General features: G+C 73.0%; 16 protein-coding genes. 3 read left to right on the top strand and 13 right to left on the bottom strand.

The features are described 5' to 3' along the window. Positions 1-43: 43 nt before the first annotated feature. The gene (locus FHX46_RS13785) at positions 44-2,524 is read right to left on the bottom strand and encodes an ATP-binding protein (RefSeq protein ID WP_167114140.1); all 2,481 of its coding nucleotides are present in this window, start codon (positions 2,522-2,524) and stop codon (positions 44-46) included. Between the two features lie 119 nt (positions 2,525-2,643). Here FHX46_RS13785 and FHX46_RS13780 point away from each other — a divergent pair, with 119 nt between their 5' ends. Further along, positions 2,644-3,078: an ester cyclase gene (locus FHX46_RS13780; protein WP_167114137.1), complete on the top strand. Its 435-nt coding sequence runs from the start codon at positions 2,644-2,646 to the stop codon at positions 3,076-3,078. 11 nt (positions 3,079-3,089) lie between these two features. On the opposite strand, the gene FHX46_RS13775 is transcribed toward FHX46_RS13780, so the two are convergent. The 12 genes from FHX46_RS13775 to FHX46_RS13720 all read right to left on the bottom strand — a co-directional run bounded on the left by FHX46_RS13775 (position 3,090) and on the right by FHX46_RS13720 (position 13,995). After that, on the bottom strand, positions 3,090-3,557 hold the full coding sequence (locus tag FHX46_RS13775; RefSeq protein ID WP_167114134.1) for a peroxiredoxin: 468 nt from the start codon (positions 3,555-3,557) through the stop codon (positions 3,090-3,092). Between the two features lie 23 nt (positions 3,558-3,580). Then, positions 3,581-4,396, bottom strand: a complete 816-nt coding sequence (locus FHX46_RS13770; protein WP_167114131.1) for a bifunctional allantoicase/(S)-ureidoglycine aminohydrolase — start codon at positions 4,394-4,396, stop codon at positions 3,581-3,583. A gap of 38 nt (positions 4,397-4,434) precedes the next feature. Then, positions 4,435-5,766, bottom strand: a complete 1,332-nt coding sequence (gene allB, locus FHX46_RS13765) for an allantoinase AllB (RefSeq protein WP_167114128.1) — start codon at positions 5,764-5,766, stop codon at positions 4,435-4,437. Beyond that, a complete protein-coding gene (locus FHX46_RS13760; protein WP_167114125.1) occupies positions 5,763-6,899 on the bottom strand; it encodes a glycerate kinase in 1,137 nt (378 codons plus the stop codon). The genes allB and FHX46_RS13760 overlap by 4 nt, the downstream gene beginning before the upstream one ends. Positions 6,900-6,917: 18 nt before the next feature. Beyond that, positions 6,918-8,693, bottom strand: a complete 1,776-nt coding sequence (gene gcl, locus FHX46_RS13755; protein ID WP_167114122.1) for a glyoxylate carboligase — start codon at positions 8,691-8,693, stop codon at positions 6,918-6,920. A 53-nt stretch (positions 8,694-8,746) separates the two neighbouring features. Continuing rightward, the gene (locus tag FHX46_RS13750) at positions 8,747-9,631 is read right to left on the bottom strand and encodes a 2-hydroxy-3-oxopropionate reductase (RefSeq protein WP_167114119.1); all 885 of its coding nucleotides are present in this window, start codon (positions 9,629-9,631) and stop codon (positions 8,747-8,749) included. A 34-nt stretch (positions 9,632-9,665) separates the two neighbouring features. Continuing rightward, positions 9,666-10,490, bottom strand: a complete 825-nt coding sequence (locus tag FHX46_RS13745; protein ID WP_313886126.1) for a hydroxypyruvate isomerase family protein — start codon at positions 10,488-10,490, stop codon at positions 9,666-9,668. Between the two features lie 31 nt (positions 10,491-10,521). Beyond that, positions 10,522-11,964 (bottom strand): nucleobase:cation symporter-2 family protein, encoded by a 1,443-nt coding sequence (locus FHX46_RS13740; protein ID WP_167114113.1) that lies wholly within the window; start codon positions 11,962-11,964, stop codon positions 10,522-10,524. A 23-nt stretch (positions 11,965-11,987) separates the two neighbouring features. Then, complete coding sequence (pucL, locus tag FHX46_RS13735) at positions 11,988-12,893, bottom strand: factor-independent urate hydroxylase (RefSeq protein ID WP_167114110.1); 906 nt, start codon at positions 12,891-12,893, stop codon at positions 11,988-11,990. Between the two features lie 6 nt (positions 12,894-12,899). Then, the gene (uraH, locus tag FHX46_RS13730; protein WP_167114107.1) at positions 12,900-13,229 is read right to left on the bottom strand and encodes a hydroxyisourate hydrolase; all 330 of its coding nucleotides are present in this window, start codon (positions 13,227-13,229) and stop codon (positions 12,900-12,902) included. Next, positions 13,226-13,720 carry a 2-oxo-4-hydroxy-4-carboxy-5-ureidoimidazoline decarboxylase gene (uraD, locus tag FHX46_RS13725; RefSeq protein WP_167114104.1) on the bottom strand — a complete coding sequence of 165 codons (495 nt, stop codon included), beginning with the start codon at positions 13,718-13,720 and terminating at the stop codon, positions 13,226-13,228. Before uraD ends, uraH begins: the two co-directional genes overlap by 4 nt. A 68-nt stretch (positions 13,721-13,788) precedes the next feature. After that, positions 13,789-13,995 (bottom strand): hypothetical protein, encoded by a 207-nt coding sequence (locus FHX46_RS13720; protein WP_167114101.1) that lies wholly within the window; start codon positions 13,993-13,995, stop codon positions 13,789-13,791. On the opposite strand from FHX46_RS13720, the gene FHX46_RS13715 reads away from it, so the two are divergent. Both FHX46_RS13715 and FHX46_RS13710 read left to right on the top strand, forming a co-directional pair. After that, complete coding sequence (locus tag FHX46_RS13715) at positions 13,985-15,382, top strand: NAD-dependent malic enzyme (protein WP_167114098.1); 1,398 nt, start codon at positions 13,985-13,987, stop codon at positions 15,380-15,382. The two genes, FHX46_RS13720 and FHX46_RS13715, sit on opposite strands and share 11 nt — an antisense overlap. Then, positions 15,379-16,635, top strand: a complete 1,257-nt coding sequence (locus FHX46_RS13710) for a DUF6986 family protein (protein WP_167114095.1) — start codon at positions 15,379-15,381, stop codon at positions 16,633-16,635. The genes FHX46_RS13715 and FHX46_RS13710 overlap by 4 nt, the downstream gene beginning before the upstream one ends. Positions 16,636-16,705 lie beyond the last annotated feature (70 nt).

Here is a 16,705-nt window from a genome sequence, read left to right as displayed (position 1 = left end):
CGGCGGACGACGGCGGCGGCCACGACGCGCACTCACCGAGCAGTCACCGTTCCGGCCGCGCCAACCTCCCGACCGCGGCGACGGTGGCGCGGTGCCCCTCCGGATTCATCGGCGGGAGCCCGGCCGCCACGTCGTCCCGCTGCGCGCAGAGCCGGGCCGCGTCCGCCAGGCGGCCCCCGGCGACCGCTACCGCCGCCAGACCCTCCAGGCACCACGACAGGTACATCGGGTTGCCGATGCGCTCGAACAGCTCCCGGCTCTCCTCGAACAGCCCCCGCGCCGCGCCGACCCGGCCGGCGGCGAGCTCGGTGTGGCCGAGCTGGGTGGTGGACATCGCCGTGGCCCACAGGTCCCCGTACCGCCGGGCGGAGGCGAGCGCGACCTCCCCGAGCTCCCGCGCCCGCCGCAGGTCGCCGGTCAGCTGCGCCACGTGGGCGAGGTGTGCCAGGAGCTGGTCGGCACTCCGCTCGTCGCCGCGTGCGCGGTGGAGCCGTTCGCATTCCCCCAGCCACCGCGCCGCGTCCTCGTACCGGCCGTCGAGCTGCGCGTTCGTGCCCAGGATGCGCAGCGCGTCGGCGATGCGGCTGCCGTCGCGCCGGGCCCGGGCGAGCTCGAGCGCTTCCCCGGCCAGCCGGCGCGACCGTCCGGGCCGGCCGGCCTGCGTGGCCTGCCAGGCGAGCAACAGGAGTGCCTCCCCGAGATCCCGCGCCGAACCGGTCGCGCGGGTCTCGGCCAGTCCCCGGTCGGCCAGCTCACCGGCCCGCGCGGTGTCACCGGTGAACATCAGGTCGTAGGACAGCCCGAGCAGCGCCGCGGCGTGCCCGGCCCGGTCACCGATCCGGTCCGCGAGCGCGCGGGCTTCGTCGTGGTCGGCGGCCGACTCCGCGTACCGGTCGGTGACGCGCCGGAACACGCCGCGGGTGTTGAGCGCGGTGACCAGGTCGGCGGCGGTCCCCTCCCGCCGGGCCAGACCGACCAGCTGCTCGCACCAGGCCCCGGCGTCCGCCAGCGCCGACACCTCGATCGCCATCCGGGCGGCTCCGGCCAGTGCCGCCACCCGGGTCGGCACCGGCACCCGCTCCACGCCGCCCAGCCCCAGGGCCGCGCGGACGACGCGGACACCTTCCCCGAGCAGGCCGTGTTCCAGCCAGAACGCGGGCAGCGCCGCGCACAGCCGCAGAGCGTGTGCCGCGTCCCTGGCGGCCAGCGCCCGCTCCAGCGCGGCGCGGAGGTTGTCGAGCTCGGGCGCCAGCTCCTCCGGCGTCCCCCGCTCCGCCAGCCCGGCGTAGTAGCGGATGTGCGCCCGGACGGCCGCCTCCGCCTCCCCCGCCGCCGTCAGCCGCTCGAGTCCGTACTCGCGGATCGTTTCGAGCATGCGGATGCGCCCGTCCGGCCGGACGTCGACGATGCTCGCCTCGGCCAGCTCGTCCAGCGACTGTCCACTCGCGACGGATTCCGCGGCGTGCCGGGAACAGCCGCCCGCGAACACCGACAGCTTCCGGAACGCCGCCCGCGCATCACCGGAGAGCAGCTGGTAGCTCCAGCCGATCGCGTCCCGCATCGTCCGCTGCCGGTCGGGCAGGTCGCGAGGGCCGCCGACCAGCACCGGCAGCCGCTGTTCCAGCCGGTGGAGCAGGACACGCGGCGGCAGCGACCGCACGCGCGCCGCGGCCAGCTCGATCGCCAGCGGCAGCCCGTCCAGCCGACGGCAGATCTCCGCCACGGCTTCGGCATCACCGGGCTCCGGTGGCACCCCGGCTGCTGCGGCGCGTTCGGTGAACAACCGGGCCGCCGGCGAGTCCGGGTCGCGCGACTCCAGGGGCGCGATGCGGTACTCGCGCTCGGCGCGCAGGCGCAGCGGCACCCGGCTCGTGGTCAGGACGGTGAGCCCGGGACAGGCGGTCAGCAGGCCCAGCACCTCGGTCCCGGCGGCGACCACGTGCTCGAAGTTGTCCAGCAGCAGGAGCACCCGCTTGTCGCGCAGCACCGCGGTCAGGCGGGTGGACACCGGCAGCGGCCCGCGTTCGTCCAGCCCCACCTGCCGGGCGATCGCCGCGGTGACCAGACCGGGGTCGCGCACCGGCGACAGGTCGACGAACACGGCGCCGCCGGGGTACTGCTCGCCCAGTGCGCCGAGCACGTCCAGCGCGAGGCGCGTCTTGCCCACGCCACCGGGCCCGGTCAGCGTCAGCAACCGGGTCTCGCCGCGCTCGAGCAGCTCGGTGAGCGCCGCCGCGACCCCGGCGCGGCCGATCAACGGCGGCAGCAGCAGCGGCCCGGCCGTCACCGGCTCGACGGCCCCCGGGCGTGCGGCGGCCAGCACGTGCGCACGCTGGTCCGCGTCCAGTTCCAGGGCGTCGGCCAGCAACCGCACGGTGTCCAGCCGCGGGCTGCGGTGCGGGTCCCGTTCCAGGTCGCTGACCGCGCGCGGGCTCACCCCGGCCCGCTCGGCCAGGGCCTCCTGGGTCAGCCCCGCGGCCAGCCGCAGCTGTTTGAGCAGGGCGCCGAAACCCGAGGTGCGCACACCAGGGACATCGCCGCGGGGTGCGCGGATGTGTCAGGTGTGCGGTGAGCGTTCGTCGTGGGCTCGTCCGCCTCCCGCGCCCATGCTGGACGGGCAGTCACCGACGGAAGGAAACGACCATGACCGCCGAGATCAAGATCCGCGCACGCCGCATCAGCGAAGAGGTGTTCAACCAGGGCGACGTCGCGGTCCTCGACGACCTCCTCGCCCCCGGATACACCCAGTACCTCGCCGCGGAGGACCGCACCACGAACGCGGCGGAGCTCGCCGCGTTCGTCGCCGGGACCCGCCGGGCGTTCCCGGACCTGCGGGTCCACACCGAGGAGCAGATCGTCGAGGGCGACACCCTCGTGCAGCGGCTCATCCTCACCGGCACCCACCAGGGTGATGCCTTCGCCGGGCTGCCCCCGGCCACCGGAGCCCGGTTGTGCGTACCGATGGTCGACGTGTACCGCTTCGACCCGGATGGCCGGTTCACCCACCGGTGGACCCTCTGGGACGAACACGCGGTGCGCACGCAACTCGGCCTGACCGCCGCGCCGGGCACCCCCTGACGACGGGCGGCTCAGATCCCCAGCAGCGCGCGCAGCTTCCGGACGTGCCCCTGCGCCTGCACCGCGTACTGGGCGTGTTCGATGCGACCGGTCGCGTCCAGGACGAACGTCGAGCGCAGCGGGCCGGTACCGGTCGTGCCGTTGACGGTCCGCTCACCCCACGCCCCGTAGCTGCGGTGCACCGATCCGTCCACATCGGACAGCAACGGGTAGGTCAGCCGCTCCGCACCGGCCCACTCCGCCAGCCGCTGCGGCGGATCCGGCGAAATGCCGACGACCGTCACCCCGGCCGCGTGCAGGGAAGCCAGGTTGTCCCGGAAGTCGCACGCCTCGGTCGTGCAGCCGGGAGTGCCGGCGGCCGGGTAGAAGTAGAGGATGCTGCGCCGGCCCCGCAGCGACTCGAGCGTCACCGTCGCGCCGTCGGCACCGGGCAACGCGAAATCGGGGGCGGCATCGCCCGCGTCCAGGTGCACGTCCATCTCGGACCTCCTCGTCGGTGAGTTCACAGCTTCGGGTGCCGGTTGACGTCCTTGTACAGCAGGTAGCGGAACCGGCCCGGTCCCCCGGCGTAACAGGCCTGCGGGCAGAACGCCCGCAGCCACATGAAGTCGCCCTCCTGCACCTCCACCCAGTCCTTGTTCAGCAGGTACACGGCCTTGCCCTCGAGCACGTACAGCCCGTGCTCCATCACGTGCGTCTCCGGGAACGGGATCGCCGCGCCGGGCTCGAAGTTGACGATGTTGACGTGCATGTCGTGCCGCAGGTCGGCGGGGTCGACGAACCGCGTGGTCGTCCAGGCGCCGCCGGTGCCGGGCATCGGCGCCGGCTCGATGTCGCGCTCGTTGGTGACGAACGCCTCCGGCGCGGCAAGGCCCTCGACGGCCTCGTAGGCCTTGCGCACCCAGTGGAACCGGGCCAGCTCGCCGCCCTCGTTGCGCGCGCTCCAGCTGGTCCCGGGCGGCAGGTAGGCGTAACCGCCCTCGCCCAGGGTGTGCGCGGTGCCGTCGATCGACACGACCAGCTCGCCGCCGACCACGAACACCACGCCCTCCGCGCGCGGGTCCGGTTCGGGCCGCTGCGAGCCGCCACCGGGCGAGACCTCCACGATGTACTGGGCGAACGTCTCGGCGAACCCGGACAGCGGCCGGGCGAGGATCCACACCCGCGTGCCGTCCCAGAACGGCAGGTTGCTGGTCACGATGTCGGTCATCGTGCCGCGCGGCAGGACGGCGTAGGCCTCGGTGAACACCGCCCGGTCGGTGGTGAGCTGGGTCTGCGGGGGCAGGCCGCCCGTGGGTGCGTAGTACCGGCCGTTCATGCCATCTCTCCCGTTCTCCTCGGAAAACCCGTCACCGCTCACGTCTCGTCCCGCACCAGCATCCGGCCCCGTGGCGGCGCGCCGAGGTCGATCCGCTCGCCCCGCAGCCACGTGCTGCGCACCACACCGCGCAACCGCTGCCCCTCGTACGGGGTGATCGGGTTGCGGTGGTGCAGCGACCGCGCCGCGACGACGAACTCCTCGTCCGGCGCGAGCACGCAGAAGTCCGCGTCGCAGCCGGGCTCGATCCGGCCCTTGCGGCGCATCCCGGTCTGCGCGGCCGGCGCCTGCGCCATCCACCTGACCACATCGGACAGGCCGAACCCGCGCGCCCGCCCGTGCGTCCACACCAGCGGCAGACCGAGCTGGAGCGACGAAATACCGCCCCACGCCTCGCCGAAGTCCCCCGAGTCCAGTCTTTTCAAGGCCACTGTGGACGGTGAGTGGTCGCTGACCACCAGATCGATCACCCCGTCGCGCAGCGCCGCCCACAGCTCCTCGCGGTTGTCCCGTTCCCGGATCGGCGGGCAGCACTTGAACTGGGTCGCCCCGGGCGGGATGTCCTCGGCGGTGAGGGTCAGGTAGTGCGGGCAGGTCTCGGCGGTGACCGGCACCCCGCCGGCGCGGGCCTGCGCGATGATCGGCACGACCTCCGCGCTCGACACGTGCAGGATGTGCACCCGGCACCCGGTCGCGCCGGACAGCTCGACGACCTCCCGGACCGCGCGGTTCTCCGCCTCCCGCGGACGGGACGCCAGGAAGTCGCGGTAGTCGCGGCCGTGGGCGGCGCCGACCGCGTCGTGGGCCTCGGCGTGCACGATCAGCAGCCCGCCGAACGAGGCGATCTCCCGCATCGCCGCGTCCAGCTGGGCCCGGTCGAGGTGACCGAACTCCTCGACACCCGAGGGCGACAGGAAGCACTTGAACCCGAACACCCCGGCCTCGTGCAGCGGCCGCAGGTCCGGCACGTTGCCGGGCACGGCCCCGCCCCAGAACCCGGTGTCCGTCCAGATCTGGTCCCGCGCGGTCTTGCGCTTGGTCTCCAGGGCGGCGACGTCGACCGTGGGCGGGATGCTGTTGAGCGGCATGTCGACCAGGGTCGTCACACCGCCGGCCGCGGCTGCCCTGGTCGCGCTGCGGAAGCCCTCCCACTCGGTGCGGCCGGGATCGTTGACGTGCACGTGGGAGTCCACCAGCCCGGGCAGCAGGACCTCGTCGCCGGCCAGGTGCACCTCCTCGGCGCCCGGCACGACCGCGTCGAACGCCTCGACGGCGGCGATCGCACCCCCGCGGACCACGACAGCGGCCGGCCGTTCCCCGGACGGGGTGACCGTCCGGCGGGCCCGGATGACCAGCGTTCGCTCGCTCATTCGGTTTCGCCTCCCTCGAGGTGTTCGGCGGCGATCCGCTCGCCGAGTGTTTCCAGCAGCCGCGCCCCGTCACGCAGGCAGACGTCGATGTCCGGTTCGAGGTCGGTCAGCGCGTAGGCCGCCCGGATGCCGGTGTCGTGCAGCCGCGCGGGCGGCAGCGTCGTGCTGCCGCACACCGCGACCACCGGCACGCCGGCGCGCCCGGCCGCCCGCGCGACCCCGGCCGGTGCCTTGCCGTGCAACGTCTGCTCGTCCAGCTTGCCCTCCCCGGTGACGACGAGGTCGGCGCCGCGGAGGGCCCCGGCGAACCCGGCCAGGTCGAGCACCAGCTCGATGCCCGGCCGCAGCGCCGCGCCGAGCAGGGCCAGCCCGGCGAAGCCGACGCCGCCCGCCGCGCCCGCGCCGGGCGTGTCCCGCAGGTCGCGGCCGGTGGTGCGGGCGACCACGTCCGCCCAGTGCGCCAGGGCCGCGTCCAGCCGGGCCACCTCCGCCGGGCCGGCCCCCTTCTGCGGACCGTACACCGCCGCCGCACCCCGCGGGCCGGTCAGCGGATTGTCCACATCGGACGCGATCGTCACGGCCACGCCCCGTGTCGCCGCCCGCAGGCCGGTGAGGTCGATCGAGGCGACATCGGGCAACGCCACCCCGCCGTCGCCGATGTCGTCGCCCGAGGCGTCGAGCAGGCGCGCGCCGAGCGCGGCGACCAGGCCGGCACCACCGTCGGTGCCGGCGCTGCCGCCGACGCCCAGCACGATCTCCCGGCACCCGGCCGCGATCGCCGCGGCCATCACCTCGCCCGTGCCGCGGCTGGTGGCGCACAGCGGCCGGAGCCGGCCGCCGGGCAGGCGCACCAGCCCGGACACGGCGGCCAGCTCCACCACCGCGACATCACCCCGCCTGGCGTACCGGGTGTCCACCGGCTCGCCCGTCGGCCCGGACGCGGTGACCGGCACCGCGGTGAACCCCGCGTCCAGCACCGCCGCGAGCGTGCCGTCGCCCCCGTCGGCGACGGGCACCGCGCGCACCCGCGCGTCCGGCCTGGCCCGGCGCACGCCGGCACCCACGGCGTCGGCGACCTGCGCCGCGGTCAGCGAGCCCTTGAACTTGTCGGAAGCGACAAGCACCGTCGGCACTGTCGGCACCGGGGCCCCTCAGGCCGGGACGATCGCGGTCGGCGCGTCCCCGGGCCGCTCGGCGAGCTCCTCGAACTCGGCCACGTCGTCGATGGCCGCGGCGCCCATCGACACGTTCGTGACCCGCTCCAGGATGATCTCGACGACGACCGGCACGCGCAGCTCCGCCGCGAGCGTCTTGGCCTTCTCCAGCGACGGCAGGATGTCGTCGGGCTCGAACACCCGGATCGCCTTGCAGCCCAGCCCTTCGGCGACCTTGACGTGGTCGACGCCGTATCCGCCGAGCTCCGGTGCGTTGATGTTCTCGAACGACAGCTGCACGCAGTAGTCCATGTCGAACCCGCGCTGCGCCTGCCGGATCAGGCCGAGGTAGGCGTTGTTCACCAGGACGTGCACGTACGGGATGCCGAACTGCGCGCCGACCGCGAGCTCCTCGATGAGGAACTGGAAGTCGTAGTCACCGGACAGCGCGACGACCGTGGCGTCCGGGTGGGCGGTGGCCACCCCCAGCGCGGCGGGAACGGTCCAGCCGAGCGGGCCGGCCTGCCCGGCGTTGATCCAGTGCCGCGGCTGGTAGACGTGCAGCATCTGCGCGGCCTGGATCTGCGACAGCCCGATCGTGCTGACGTAGCGGGTGCCGGGGCCGAAGGCGCGGTTCATCTCCTGGTAGACGCGCTGCGGCTTGATCGGCACGGTGTCGAAGTGCGTCTTGCGCAGCAGGGTCCGGCGGCGCTGCCGGCACTCCGCCGCCCACCGCGAGCGGTCCGGCAGCCGGCCCGCGGCCCGCCACTGGCGCGCCACCTCGACGAAGACCTCGAGCGCGGCCCTGGCGTCGGACACGATGCCGTAGTCCGGTGCGAACACCCGCCCGATCTGCGTCGGCTCGATGTCGACGTGCACGAACGTGCGGCCCGCGGTGTAGACGTCCAGGCCGCCGGTGTGCCGGTTGGCCCAGCGGTTGCCGATGCCGAGCACGAAGTCGCTGGCCAGCAGCGTCGCGTTGCCGTAGCGGTGTGACGTTTGCAGGCCCACCATCCCGGCCATCAGGGGATGGTCGTCGGGGATCGTGCCCCAGCCCATCAGCGTCGGCACGACCGGGACACCGGTCAGCTCGGCCAGTTCGACCAGCAGCTCGGCGGCGTCGGCGTTGACCACGCCGCCGCCGGAGACGATCAGCGGCCGCTCGGCCTCGCCCAGCATCGACAGGGCCCGCTCGGCCTGCGCGCGGGTCGCCGCCGGTTTGGCCACCGGCAGCGGCTCGTAGGTGGCGATGTCGAACTCGATCTCGGCGAGCTGGACGTCGAGCGGCAGGTCGATCAGCACCGGGCCGGGCCTGCCCTCCCGCATCAGCTGGAACGCCTTCGCGAACGTGCCCGGCACCTGCGCCGGCTCCAGGACGGTGACCGCCATCTTCGCGACCGGCGCGGCGATGGCGGAGATGTCGACGGCCTGGAAGTCCTCCTTGTGCAGCTTCGCGACCGGTGCCTGCCCGGTGATGCACAGGATCGGGACGGAGTCCGCCGACGCCGAGTACAGGCCGGTGATCATGTCGGTGCCGGCCGGGCCGGAGGTCCCGACGCAGACGCCGATGTTGCCCGGTGCGGCGCGGGTGTAGCCCTCGGCCATGTGCGAGGCCGCCTCGACGTGGCGGGCCAGCACGTGCCGGATGCCGCCGTGGGCCTTCATGGCGCTGTAGAACGGGTTGATCGCCGCACCCGGCAGGCCGAACACCTGGGTGGCGCCCTCCTTCTCCAGGATGAGCACCGCGGCGTCGACGACTCTCATGCGTGCCATGGTTGGTTTTCCTTCCGATGCGGGAGGTCCGGGACGTGCCGCCCGGACGGAGATCAGGTGTCGGCGCGGCCGCTGAGCCGCTCGACGCCGCGCAGCAGGCCCGAGTGGTCGAGCCCGCCGTCCCCGGCGGCCTTCGCGGCGGCCATCAGCTGGGCGACCAGCGCGCCGAGGGGGATGACGACGCCGGCTTCGCGGGCGGCGGCGGTGACGATGCCCAGGTCCTTGTGGTGCAGTTCGATGCGGAAGCCGGGCTCGAAGGAGTGGGTGAGCATGTTCTGCTTCTTCTGCTGGAGCACCGTCGACCCGGCCAGCCCGCCGCCGAGGACCTCCAGCGCGGCCGCGGTGTCCACCCCGTAGGCCGCCAGGAAGACGACGGCCTCCGCGAGCGCCTGGATGTTCGCCGCGACGATCAGCTGGTTGGCGGCTTTCACGGTCTGCCCGGAACCGCTCGGACCGACGTGCACGACGGTCTTGCCGAGCACGTCGAAGATCGGCTTGGCGGCCGCGAAGTCGGCCGGCTCGCCGCCGACCATGATGGACAGTGCGGCGTTGCGGGCGCCGGCCTCACCGCCGGACACCGGCGCGTCCAGCAACCGGAGACCGCGCTCGCGGGCCTGGCGCGCCAGCTGGGCGGTCACGTCCGGGCGGATGCTGGAGAAGTCGATCACCAGCGCGCCGCGCCGCGCGTGGTCGAAGACACCGCCCTCGCCGGCGAGGACCGCCCGTACGTCCGGCGAGTCGGGGACCATCACGCAGATCACCTCGGCGCCCTCGACCGCCTCCGCGATCGACTTCGCGGCGCGGCCGCCGGCGTCCACCAGGGGCTTGGTCTTCTCCGGCGTCCGGTTGTACCCGGTCACGTCGTGCCCGGCCCCGGCCAGGTGCACCGCCATCGGGCTGCCCATGATGCCGAGACCGATGAACGCGATGCTGCTCATGTTCCTGTCGTCCTTCCCTGGAGGTTGCTGGTCATCAGGCGCGGGCGCCCGCCGCGCGGCGGTCCCGCGGCAGCCAGCCGAAACTGTCCGCCGAGGCACCCGAGGGCTGGTACTCCAGGCCCACCCATCCGGAATAGCCGCGATCCTGCAGGTCCGCCAGCTGGCGCTGGAGCGGGAGCCGGCCGGTGCCGGGCTCGTGGCGGCCCGGTGCGTCGGCAATCTGCACGTGCCCGATGCGGCCGGTGTGCGCGGCGATGACGCCGTCCACGTCGTCCCCATTGACCGCGAGGTGGTAGAGGTCGGCGAGCAGGGCGACGTTGTCCGCGCCCGCCTGCCGGACCCGGTCCAGGACGGCGAGCGCGTCGGCCGCGGTCAGCAGCGGGTACCGCGCCGCACCGCTGACCGGCTCGACCAGCACGGTCCCGCCGATGCGGTTCGCCGCCCGCGCCGCCAGCACCAGGTTCTGCACGGCCAGCTCGTCCTGTTCCTCCGGCGCATCACCGGTGCGGTTGCCGTAGAGCGCGTTGAAGCTCCTGGTGCCCAGCTGTTCGCCGATGCCGATCGTGACGTCGATGTTGTCGCGGAACTCGGCGGACCGGGCCGGCCACGACACCAGGCCGCGGTCGCCGCCTGCCATGTCACCGGCGAAGAAGTTCAGCCCGGCCAGCTGGACGCCGGCGTCGCGGACGGCCGAGACGAACCGGTCGATCTCCGCGTCGCCCGGCACCGCCTCGGCGAAGGGCCACCAGAACTCGACGCCGTCGAACCCGGCCTCCTTCGCCGCCGCGGGTCGCTGCAGCAGCGGCAGCTCGGTGAACAGGATGGAGCAGTTGACTTCGTAGCGCAGTGCGTGTGTCACGTTCGTTCCTCGCTCCTTTGCGTCCCCGCGGTCAGGTCTCCGCGGGGCGATGTCCGGCCCTGGCATGGCGTTCCCGGGTCTCCAGATCGTCCTCGAGCGTGTCGCCGAACCGGTCGAGCGAGCTCTCCCCGGCCTCGAAGACCGACGCACCCGGCTTGTTGCCCGCTCGCAGTTCGTTGAACAGCAGGTTCAGCACAACCGCGACGATCGCCGTCGCGCTGATGCCGGAGTGCATGATGACGCCGAACCACGACGGGAACGCCTGCCAGAACTTCGGTGCCGCCACCGGGATGATCCCGATCCCCAGGGCGACCGCCACGATCAGCATGTTCAGGTTGTTCTGGTACCGCACCCGGGCCAGGGTGCGGATCCCGCTGCTCATCACCGTGCCGAACAGCACGATGCCGGCGCCGCCGAGCACGGGGTACGGGATCGCCGCGACCACCGCACCCACGACCGGCAGCAGCCCGAACAGCAGCAGCACGCCACCGCCGACGGCCACCGCGAACCGGCTCTTGATCCCGGTCAGCGCGACCAGGCCGACGTTCTGCGCGAACGCGCTCGCCGGGAACGACCCGAACAGCGGGGCGACCGTGGACGCGGCCATGTCGGCGCGCAGGCCGCCGGCGACCCGCTTGGCGTCCACTGTGGTCCCCACGATCTCGCCGACGGCGAGGATGTCCGCCGTCGTCTCGGTCATGATGACGAAGACGACGATCGTCATCGACACGATCGCGGCGACCCCGAACGTGGGCGACCCGAAGTGCAGGACCGGCGGGAGGGCGAAGATCTTCGCCTCGCCCACCCGGGAGAAGTCCGCCTTGCCGGTGCACACCGCGACGACCGTGCCGATCACGATGCCGATCAGGATCGACAGCCGCGAGAGGGCGCCCTGGAACAGCCTGCTGATCAGCAGGATGACGACCAGCGTCAGCGCAGCGAGGCCGATGTTGGACACCGAACCGAGGTCCTTCGCGCCGTCGCCGCCCTGGGCCCAGGTGAACGCGGTCGGCATCAGCGACAGGCCGATCACCGTGATGACCGTGCCGGTGACCACCGCCGGGAACAGCCGCACGAGCTGCGCGAAGAACGACGACGCGATCAGCCCGATCAGGCCGGCCACGATGATGGCGCCGAACACCGGCCGCACGCCCCCGTCGGAGGCGATCGCGACCATGGTGGACACGCTCGCGAAGGACACGCCCTGGACCAGCGGCAGGCGGCTGCCGAACGGGCCGAGGCCCAGCGTCTGGAGCAGGGTGGCCAGGCCGCTGACGAACAGCCCGGCGGTGACGAGCAGCGCCTTGTCCCCGGCCGAGAGGCCGGCGGCACCGCCCACGATCAGCGGCGGCGCGATGACCCCGCCGTACATGGTGAGGATGTGCTGCGTGCCGTAGGCGAGCAACCGCAGGAAGGAATGGGTCTCGTCCTCGGGCCGGCCGCGGTACTGGGAAGATCGGTTGAACAGCCTCATTGCTGTCTCCTCGTCAGGTCGGCTCACACCCAGCCGGGCACGGCGTGCCAGGCCGAGCCCGGGTCCGATGCGTCGTCACGCAGGACACTGGCCTCGATCAGCCCGAAGGGGCGGTCCGCCGCGTAGAACACCTCGTGGGGGTTGTCCACCCCGAACGGCGAGAGGTCCACCAGGAAGTGGTGCTTGTTGGGCGCGGACAGGCGGATCTCGGCGACCTCCGGGTGCTTCTCCAGCACCGCGTGGCCCATGCCGTACAGCGTCTGCTGCAACGCGTAGCTGTGGATCTCGGCGAACTGCTCGAGCATCAGGTCGCGGATCGACTCGTAGGACTCGTCCCACGCCACGTCGGTGTGGTCGTAGCGCCACCTGGCGACCAGTGAGGTCGCCAGGATCCGGTCGTCGGTCTCCGGCAGTGTCGTGTAGGAGTCCTTGAGGAAACCGTGGAACTCCGAGCCGGTCGACTTCAGGACCGTGAGGTTCTTGATGCCGGAGACGACGTGGGCGCGCCGCTCGCCGCCGCGGCCGTCGACGTTGACCACGGTGGTGCGCGTGCCGACGCCGGTCTGCACGAACGAATGGTCGTGGCCCTTGCCGCCCACCGGGATCCGCTGCCACGGCGTCTCGTCGATCTCGATGCGCGCCCCGTCGGCGGCCGGAGTGCGGTCGAGGAAGTGGTCGGCGAGGGTGACGGCGAAGTCCTCGATCGCGCCGATGCCCTTCTCCTTCGCGAAGCTGAAGATCGTGTTCTTCTGCGTGTCGGTGGGCAGGACGTCGCTCTGGTCGCCCTCGATGTGCGCGCCGGCGAAGTCGCCGCGCAGCGCGCTGGAGACGGTCAGGTCGCGGATCTCGTGGCGCGGGGTGTCGCGGTAGACGCGGACGAGGTGGTTCTGCGCTTTGCCGTACTGGTTCGGGCCCAGGACGATGGCCATGGGGGGTCAGCTCCCTCGGTAGGTGGAGTAGGCGAACGGGCTCAGCAGGACCGGGACGTGGTAGTGCTGCCCGGGATCGGCGAGTGCGAAGGTGAGGGTGATTTCGGGGAAGAAGCAGGTCTGGCCGGTGGCGGCGAAGTAGGCGGCGGTGTCGAACACCAGCCGGTAGGCACCGGCGTCGAGGCGGTCCGGGCCGAGGTCGCGCACGCGGCCGTCGTCGTCGGTCGCGCCGGTGGCCAGCACTTCCGGCTTCCCGGCCCGCTCCAGCCGGACGCGGACGCCGGCGGCGGGACGGCCGAGCGCCGTGTCGAGCACGTGGGTGGTGATCGCGCTCATCCGTCCACCAGCTTCCGCACGCGCAGGACGGCGATCTTGCGCAGCTCCCCGGCCACGACCGGAGCCTCCTCCTCCGGCGTGTGGCCCAGGCGCTCCCGCAGGTTCGCGAGGATCTGCTCACCGGACAGGCCGGTGGCGCAGATCAGGAAGACGCGGCCGAACTTCGCCTCGTAGGCGCGGTTACCCTCGATCAGAGCGGCAGTGGTGCCGGGGTCGCCGCCGACGGCCGACTGTTCCTGTCGCGACCAGGCCGACTCGACGTCCTCGCCCTGGGCGCGTTCCCCGATGCGGGGGTGCGCGGCCAGCGCCCGGTCGACCTCCGCCGCGGTGAGCTCGCGCGCGGCCTGGTCCGCGACCGCGGCGAGCGCGCCGGCATCGGCGTACGGGCGGCCGGCGCGGACCTTGTCCGCCCACGCGGGCACGTCGCAGCACGCGCGTAGCGCGGTGGTGAGGGGGCCGGGGGCTGCGGAGTTGAACTCCTCCAACGTCATCCTGCACTCCTTCCGCATTGCGGAATTGGCATTTCGTGACATGAGAGATGGTGGTCCTGCGACCCGGGTCACGTCAACAGTTTGTTGAAAATCGGTGATAACCTGATCCGGCAGCGGACCGGATTTCCGTCCCAGCGGCCATCCGGCTCGATGATGATCATCGGCTCGTGCGGGGCTTGCTGTTCCGCTATGCAGACATTAGTGTTCGCGTTGCGGAACTTCTCCGCCTCTCCCCTTTTCCCTTTTCGCGTCAAGCGAGGTTCGATGCCGAACACCAGCCCCGGGTACGCCGTCACCGTCCGGGTCGAGACGCCCTCCCACTCGGGCGCCACCAGTGATCTGGTGGCCGCGGTGAGCCGCTCCGGCGGCGAACTGACGGCGCTCGACGTCGTGGAGTCGCACGCCGACCGCCTCGTCGTCGACGTCACGTGCGACGCCGTGGACGCCGCCCACGCCGACACCATCACCAAGACGCTCACCGGGATCCCGCGGGTCCGCGTGCGCAAGGTCAGCGACCGCACCTTCCTGATGCACCTCGGCGGCAAGCTCGAGGTCAACCCGAAGGTCCCGCTCAAGCACCGCGACGACCTCTCCCGCGCCTACACCCCCGGTGTCGCCCGGGTGTGCCGGGCGATCGCCGAGAACCCCGCCGACGTCCGGCGGCTCACCATCAAACGCAACACCGTCGCGGTCGTGACCGACGGCTCGGCCGTGCTCGGGCTGGGCAACATCGGCCCGGCCGCCGCACTGCCGGTCATGGAAGGCAAGGCGGCGCTGTTCAAACAGTTCGCCGGGGTGGACGCGTGGCCGGTGTGCCTCGGCACGCAGGACACCGGCAAGATCGTCGAGATCGTCCTCGCACTGTCCACTGTCTACGGTGGAATCAACCTGGAGGACATCGCCGCGCCACGCTGTTTCGAGATCGAGCGGCGGCTGCGGGAACAGCTCGACATCCCGGTGTTCCACGACGACCAGCACGGCACCGCGATCGTCGTGCTCGCGGCGCTGACCAACGCCCTGCGCGTGGTGGGCAAGCAGCGGCCGGAGATCCGGGTGGTGGTCAGCGGTGTCGGCGCCGCCGGGCACGCCATCGTGAAGCTGCTGCTCGCCCAGGGGGTGCGCGACATCGTGGCGTGCGACCGGCGCGGGGTGGTGCACCGGGGCCGCGGGGAGATGGACCCGGCGCGGCAGTGGATCGCCGACCACACCAACCCGCGGGGGCTCACCGGCACGCTCGCCGAATCGTTGCGGGGCGCCGACGTGTTCATCGGCGTGTCCGCGCCGAACCTGCTCACCGGAGACGACATCGCGGCGATGGCCGACGACGCGATCGTGTTCGCGCTCGCCAACCCGGACCCGGAGGTCGACCCGCTCGCCGCCCGCGCTCACGCCGCGGTCGTCGCGACCGGCCGGTCGGACTTCCCCAACCAGATCAACAACGTCCTCGCGTTCCCCGGCTTCTTCCGCGGGATGCTGGACGCGGGAGCGCACGAGATCACCGAGGCGGTGATGCTCGCCGCCGCCACCGCGATCGCCGACCGGGTCGGGCCGGACGAGCTCAACGCCAGCTACATCGTCCCGTCGGTGTTCGACCGGCAGGTCGCGCCCGAGGTCGCCGCCGCGGTCCAGCGGGCCGCGAGCCGGGAGGGGGACCGGACGTGAGGGACCACGAGCTGGACGCGATCGGCGCCGAACTCGACGAGCGCCTGGCCGGTGCGGACTCCGCACTCGCCCGGCGGTACCCGGGCGAGCGGGGCGTGCGGCAGCCGGTGCACACCGTCTACGTGCCGGGCGACCGGTACACCGCCGGCACCGTGCGTACCTGGGGCGAGCAGGCGCTGGCGGCCCTGGACCGGCACGCCCCCACCGCGGAGGAGCTCGCCGGTATCACCGGTGCCGCCGCGGAGGCGGCGGCCGAGGTGTACCCGTGGGTGCGGGAGAAACTGTCCCGGGAGCCGATCGAGGACCTGCGGATCGACTTCGAGGACGGGTTCACCGCGGGCGGGGACGCGGAAGACGCCGCCGTGGCCGCAGCCGCGGAGGTGCTGGCGGAGTCGGTCCGCGACGGAACCGCACCCCCGTTCCACGGTATCCGGTTCAAAAGCTTTGAGGCGCCCACCCGGCGGCGCGGGCTGCGGACGCTGGTCCGGTTCGTCGAGACGCTGCACGGGGCCGGCGGCCTCGGCGAGGGTTTCGTCGTCACGCTGCCGAAGGTGACGTCGGCCGAGCAGGTCGAGGCGATGGTGCTGGTGTGCGAGCGGCTGGAAGCCGCGCTCGGCCTGGCCACGCGGAGCCTGCGGTTCGAGATCCAGGTCGAGACCCCGCAGTGCGTCGTCGGCGCGGACGGCTCGGTGCCGATCGCCCGGATGCTGCACGCGGCGGACGGCCGGTGCACCGGCCTGCACTACGGCACCTACGACTACTCCGCGTCCTGCGGGATCGCGGCGGCCTACCAGAGCATGGAACACCCCGCCGCGGACCACGCGAAGGCGGTCATGCAGGTGGCTGCCGCCGGCACCGGCGTCCACCTGTCCGACGGTTCCACGAACGTGCTGCCCGTCGGCGGCCCGTCCCAGGTGCAGGCAGCCTGGCGGCTGCACACCCGGCTCGTCCGCCGGTCCCTGGAGCGCGGCTTCTACCAGGGCTGGGACCTCCACCCCGCGCAACTGCCGACGCGCTACCTCGCCACGTACGCGTTCTACCGGCAGGGCCTGCCGGACGCGCTGACCCGCCTGCACGCCTACACCGGCGGCGGCGACTCGGCCTACCTGGACGAACCCGCCACCGCCGCCGCACTGGCACGCTTCGTCCTGCGCGGCGTGGACTGCGGCGGGGTGAGCGCCGCGGAGGTCACCGAGCGGACCGGCCTGGACCTGGACCGCCTCACCGTCCTGGCCCACCCCCGGCCGCGGTGAGGCGGCACCGGTACGCCCGGGGCGGTACCGGCCCCGGGCGTACCGGTCACGACGGCCCGGTCACGACGGC

Source organism: Amycolatopsis viridis (assembly GCF_011758765.1).
Lineage (GTDB): Bacteria > Actinomycetota > Actinomycetes > Mycobacteriales > Pseudonocardiaceae > Amycolatopsis_E > Amycolatopsis_E viridis.
Note: the sequence above shows the minus strand (reverse complement) of the source record. Positions and strands in the feature narration are given on the sequence as shown.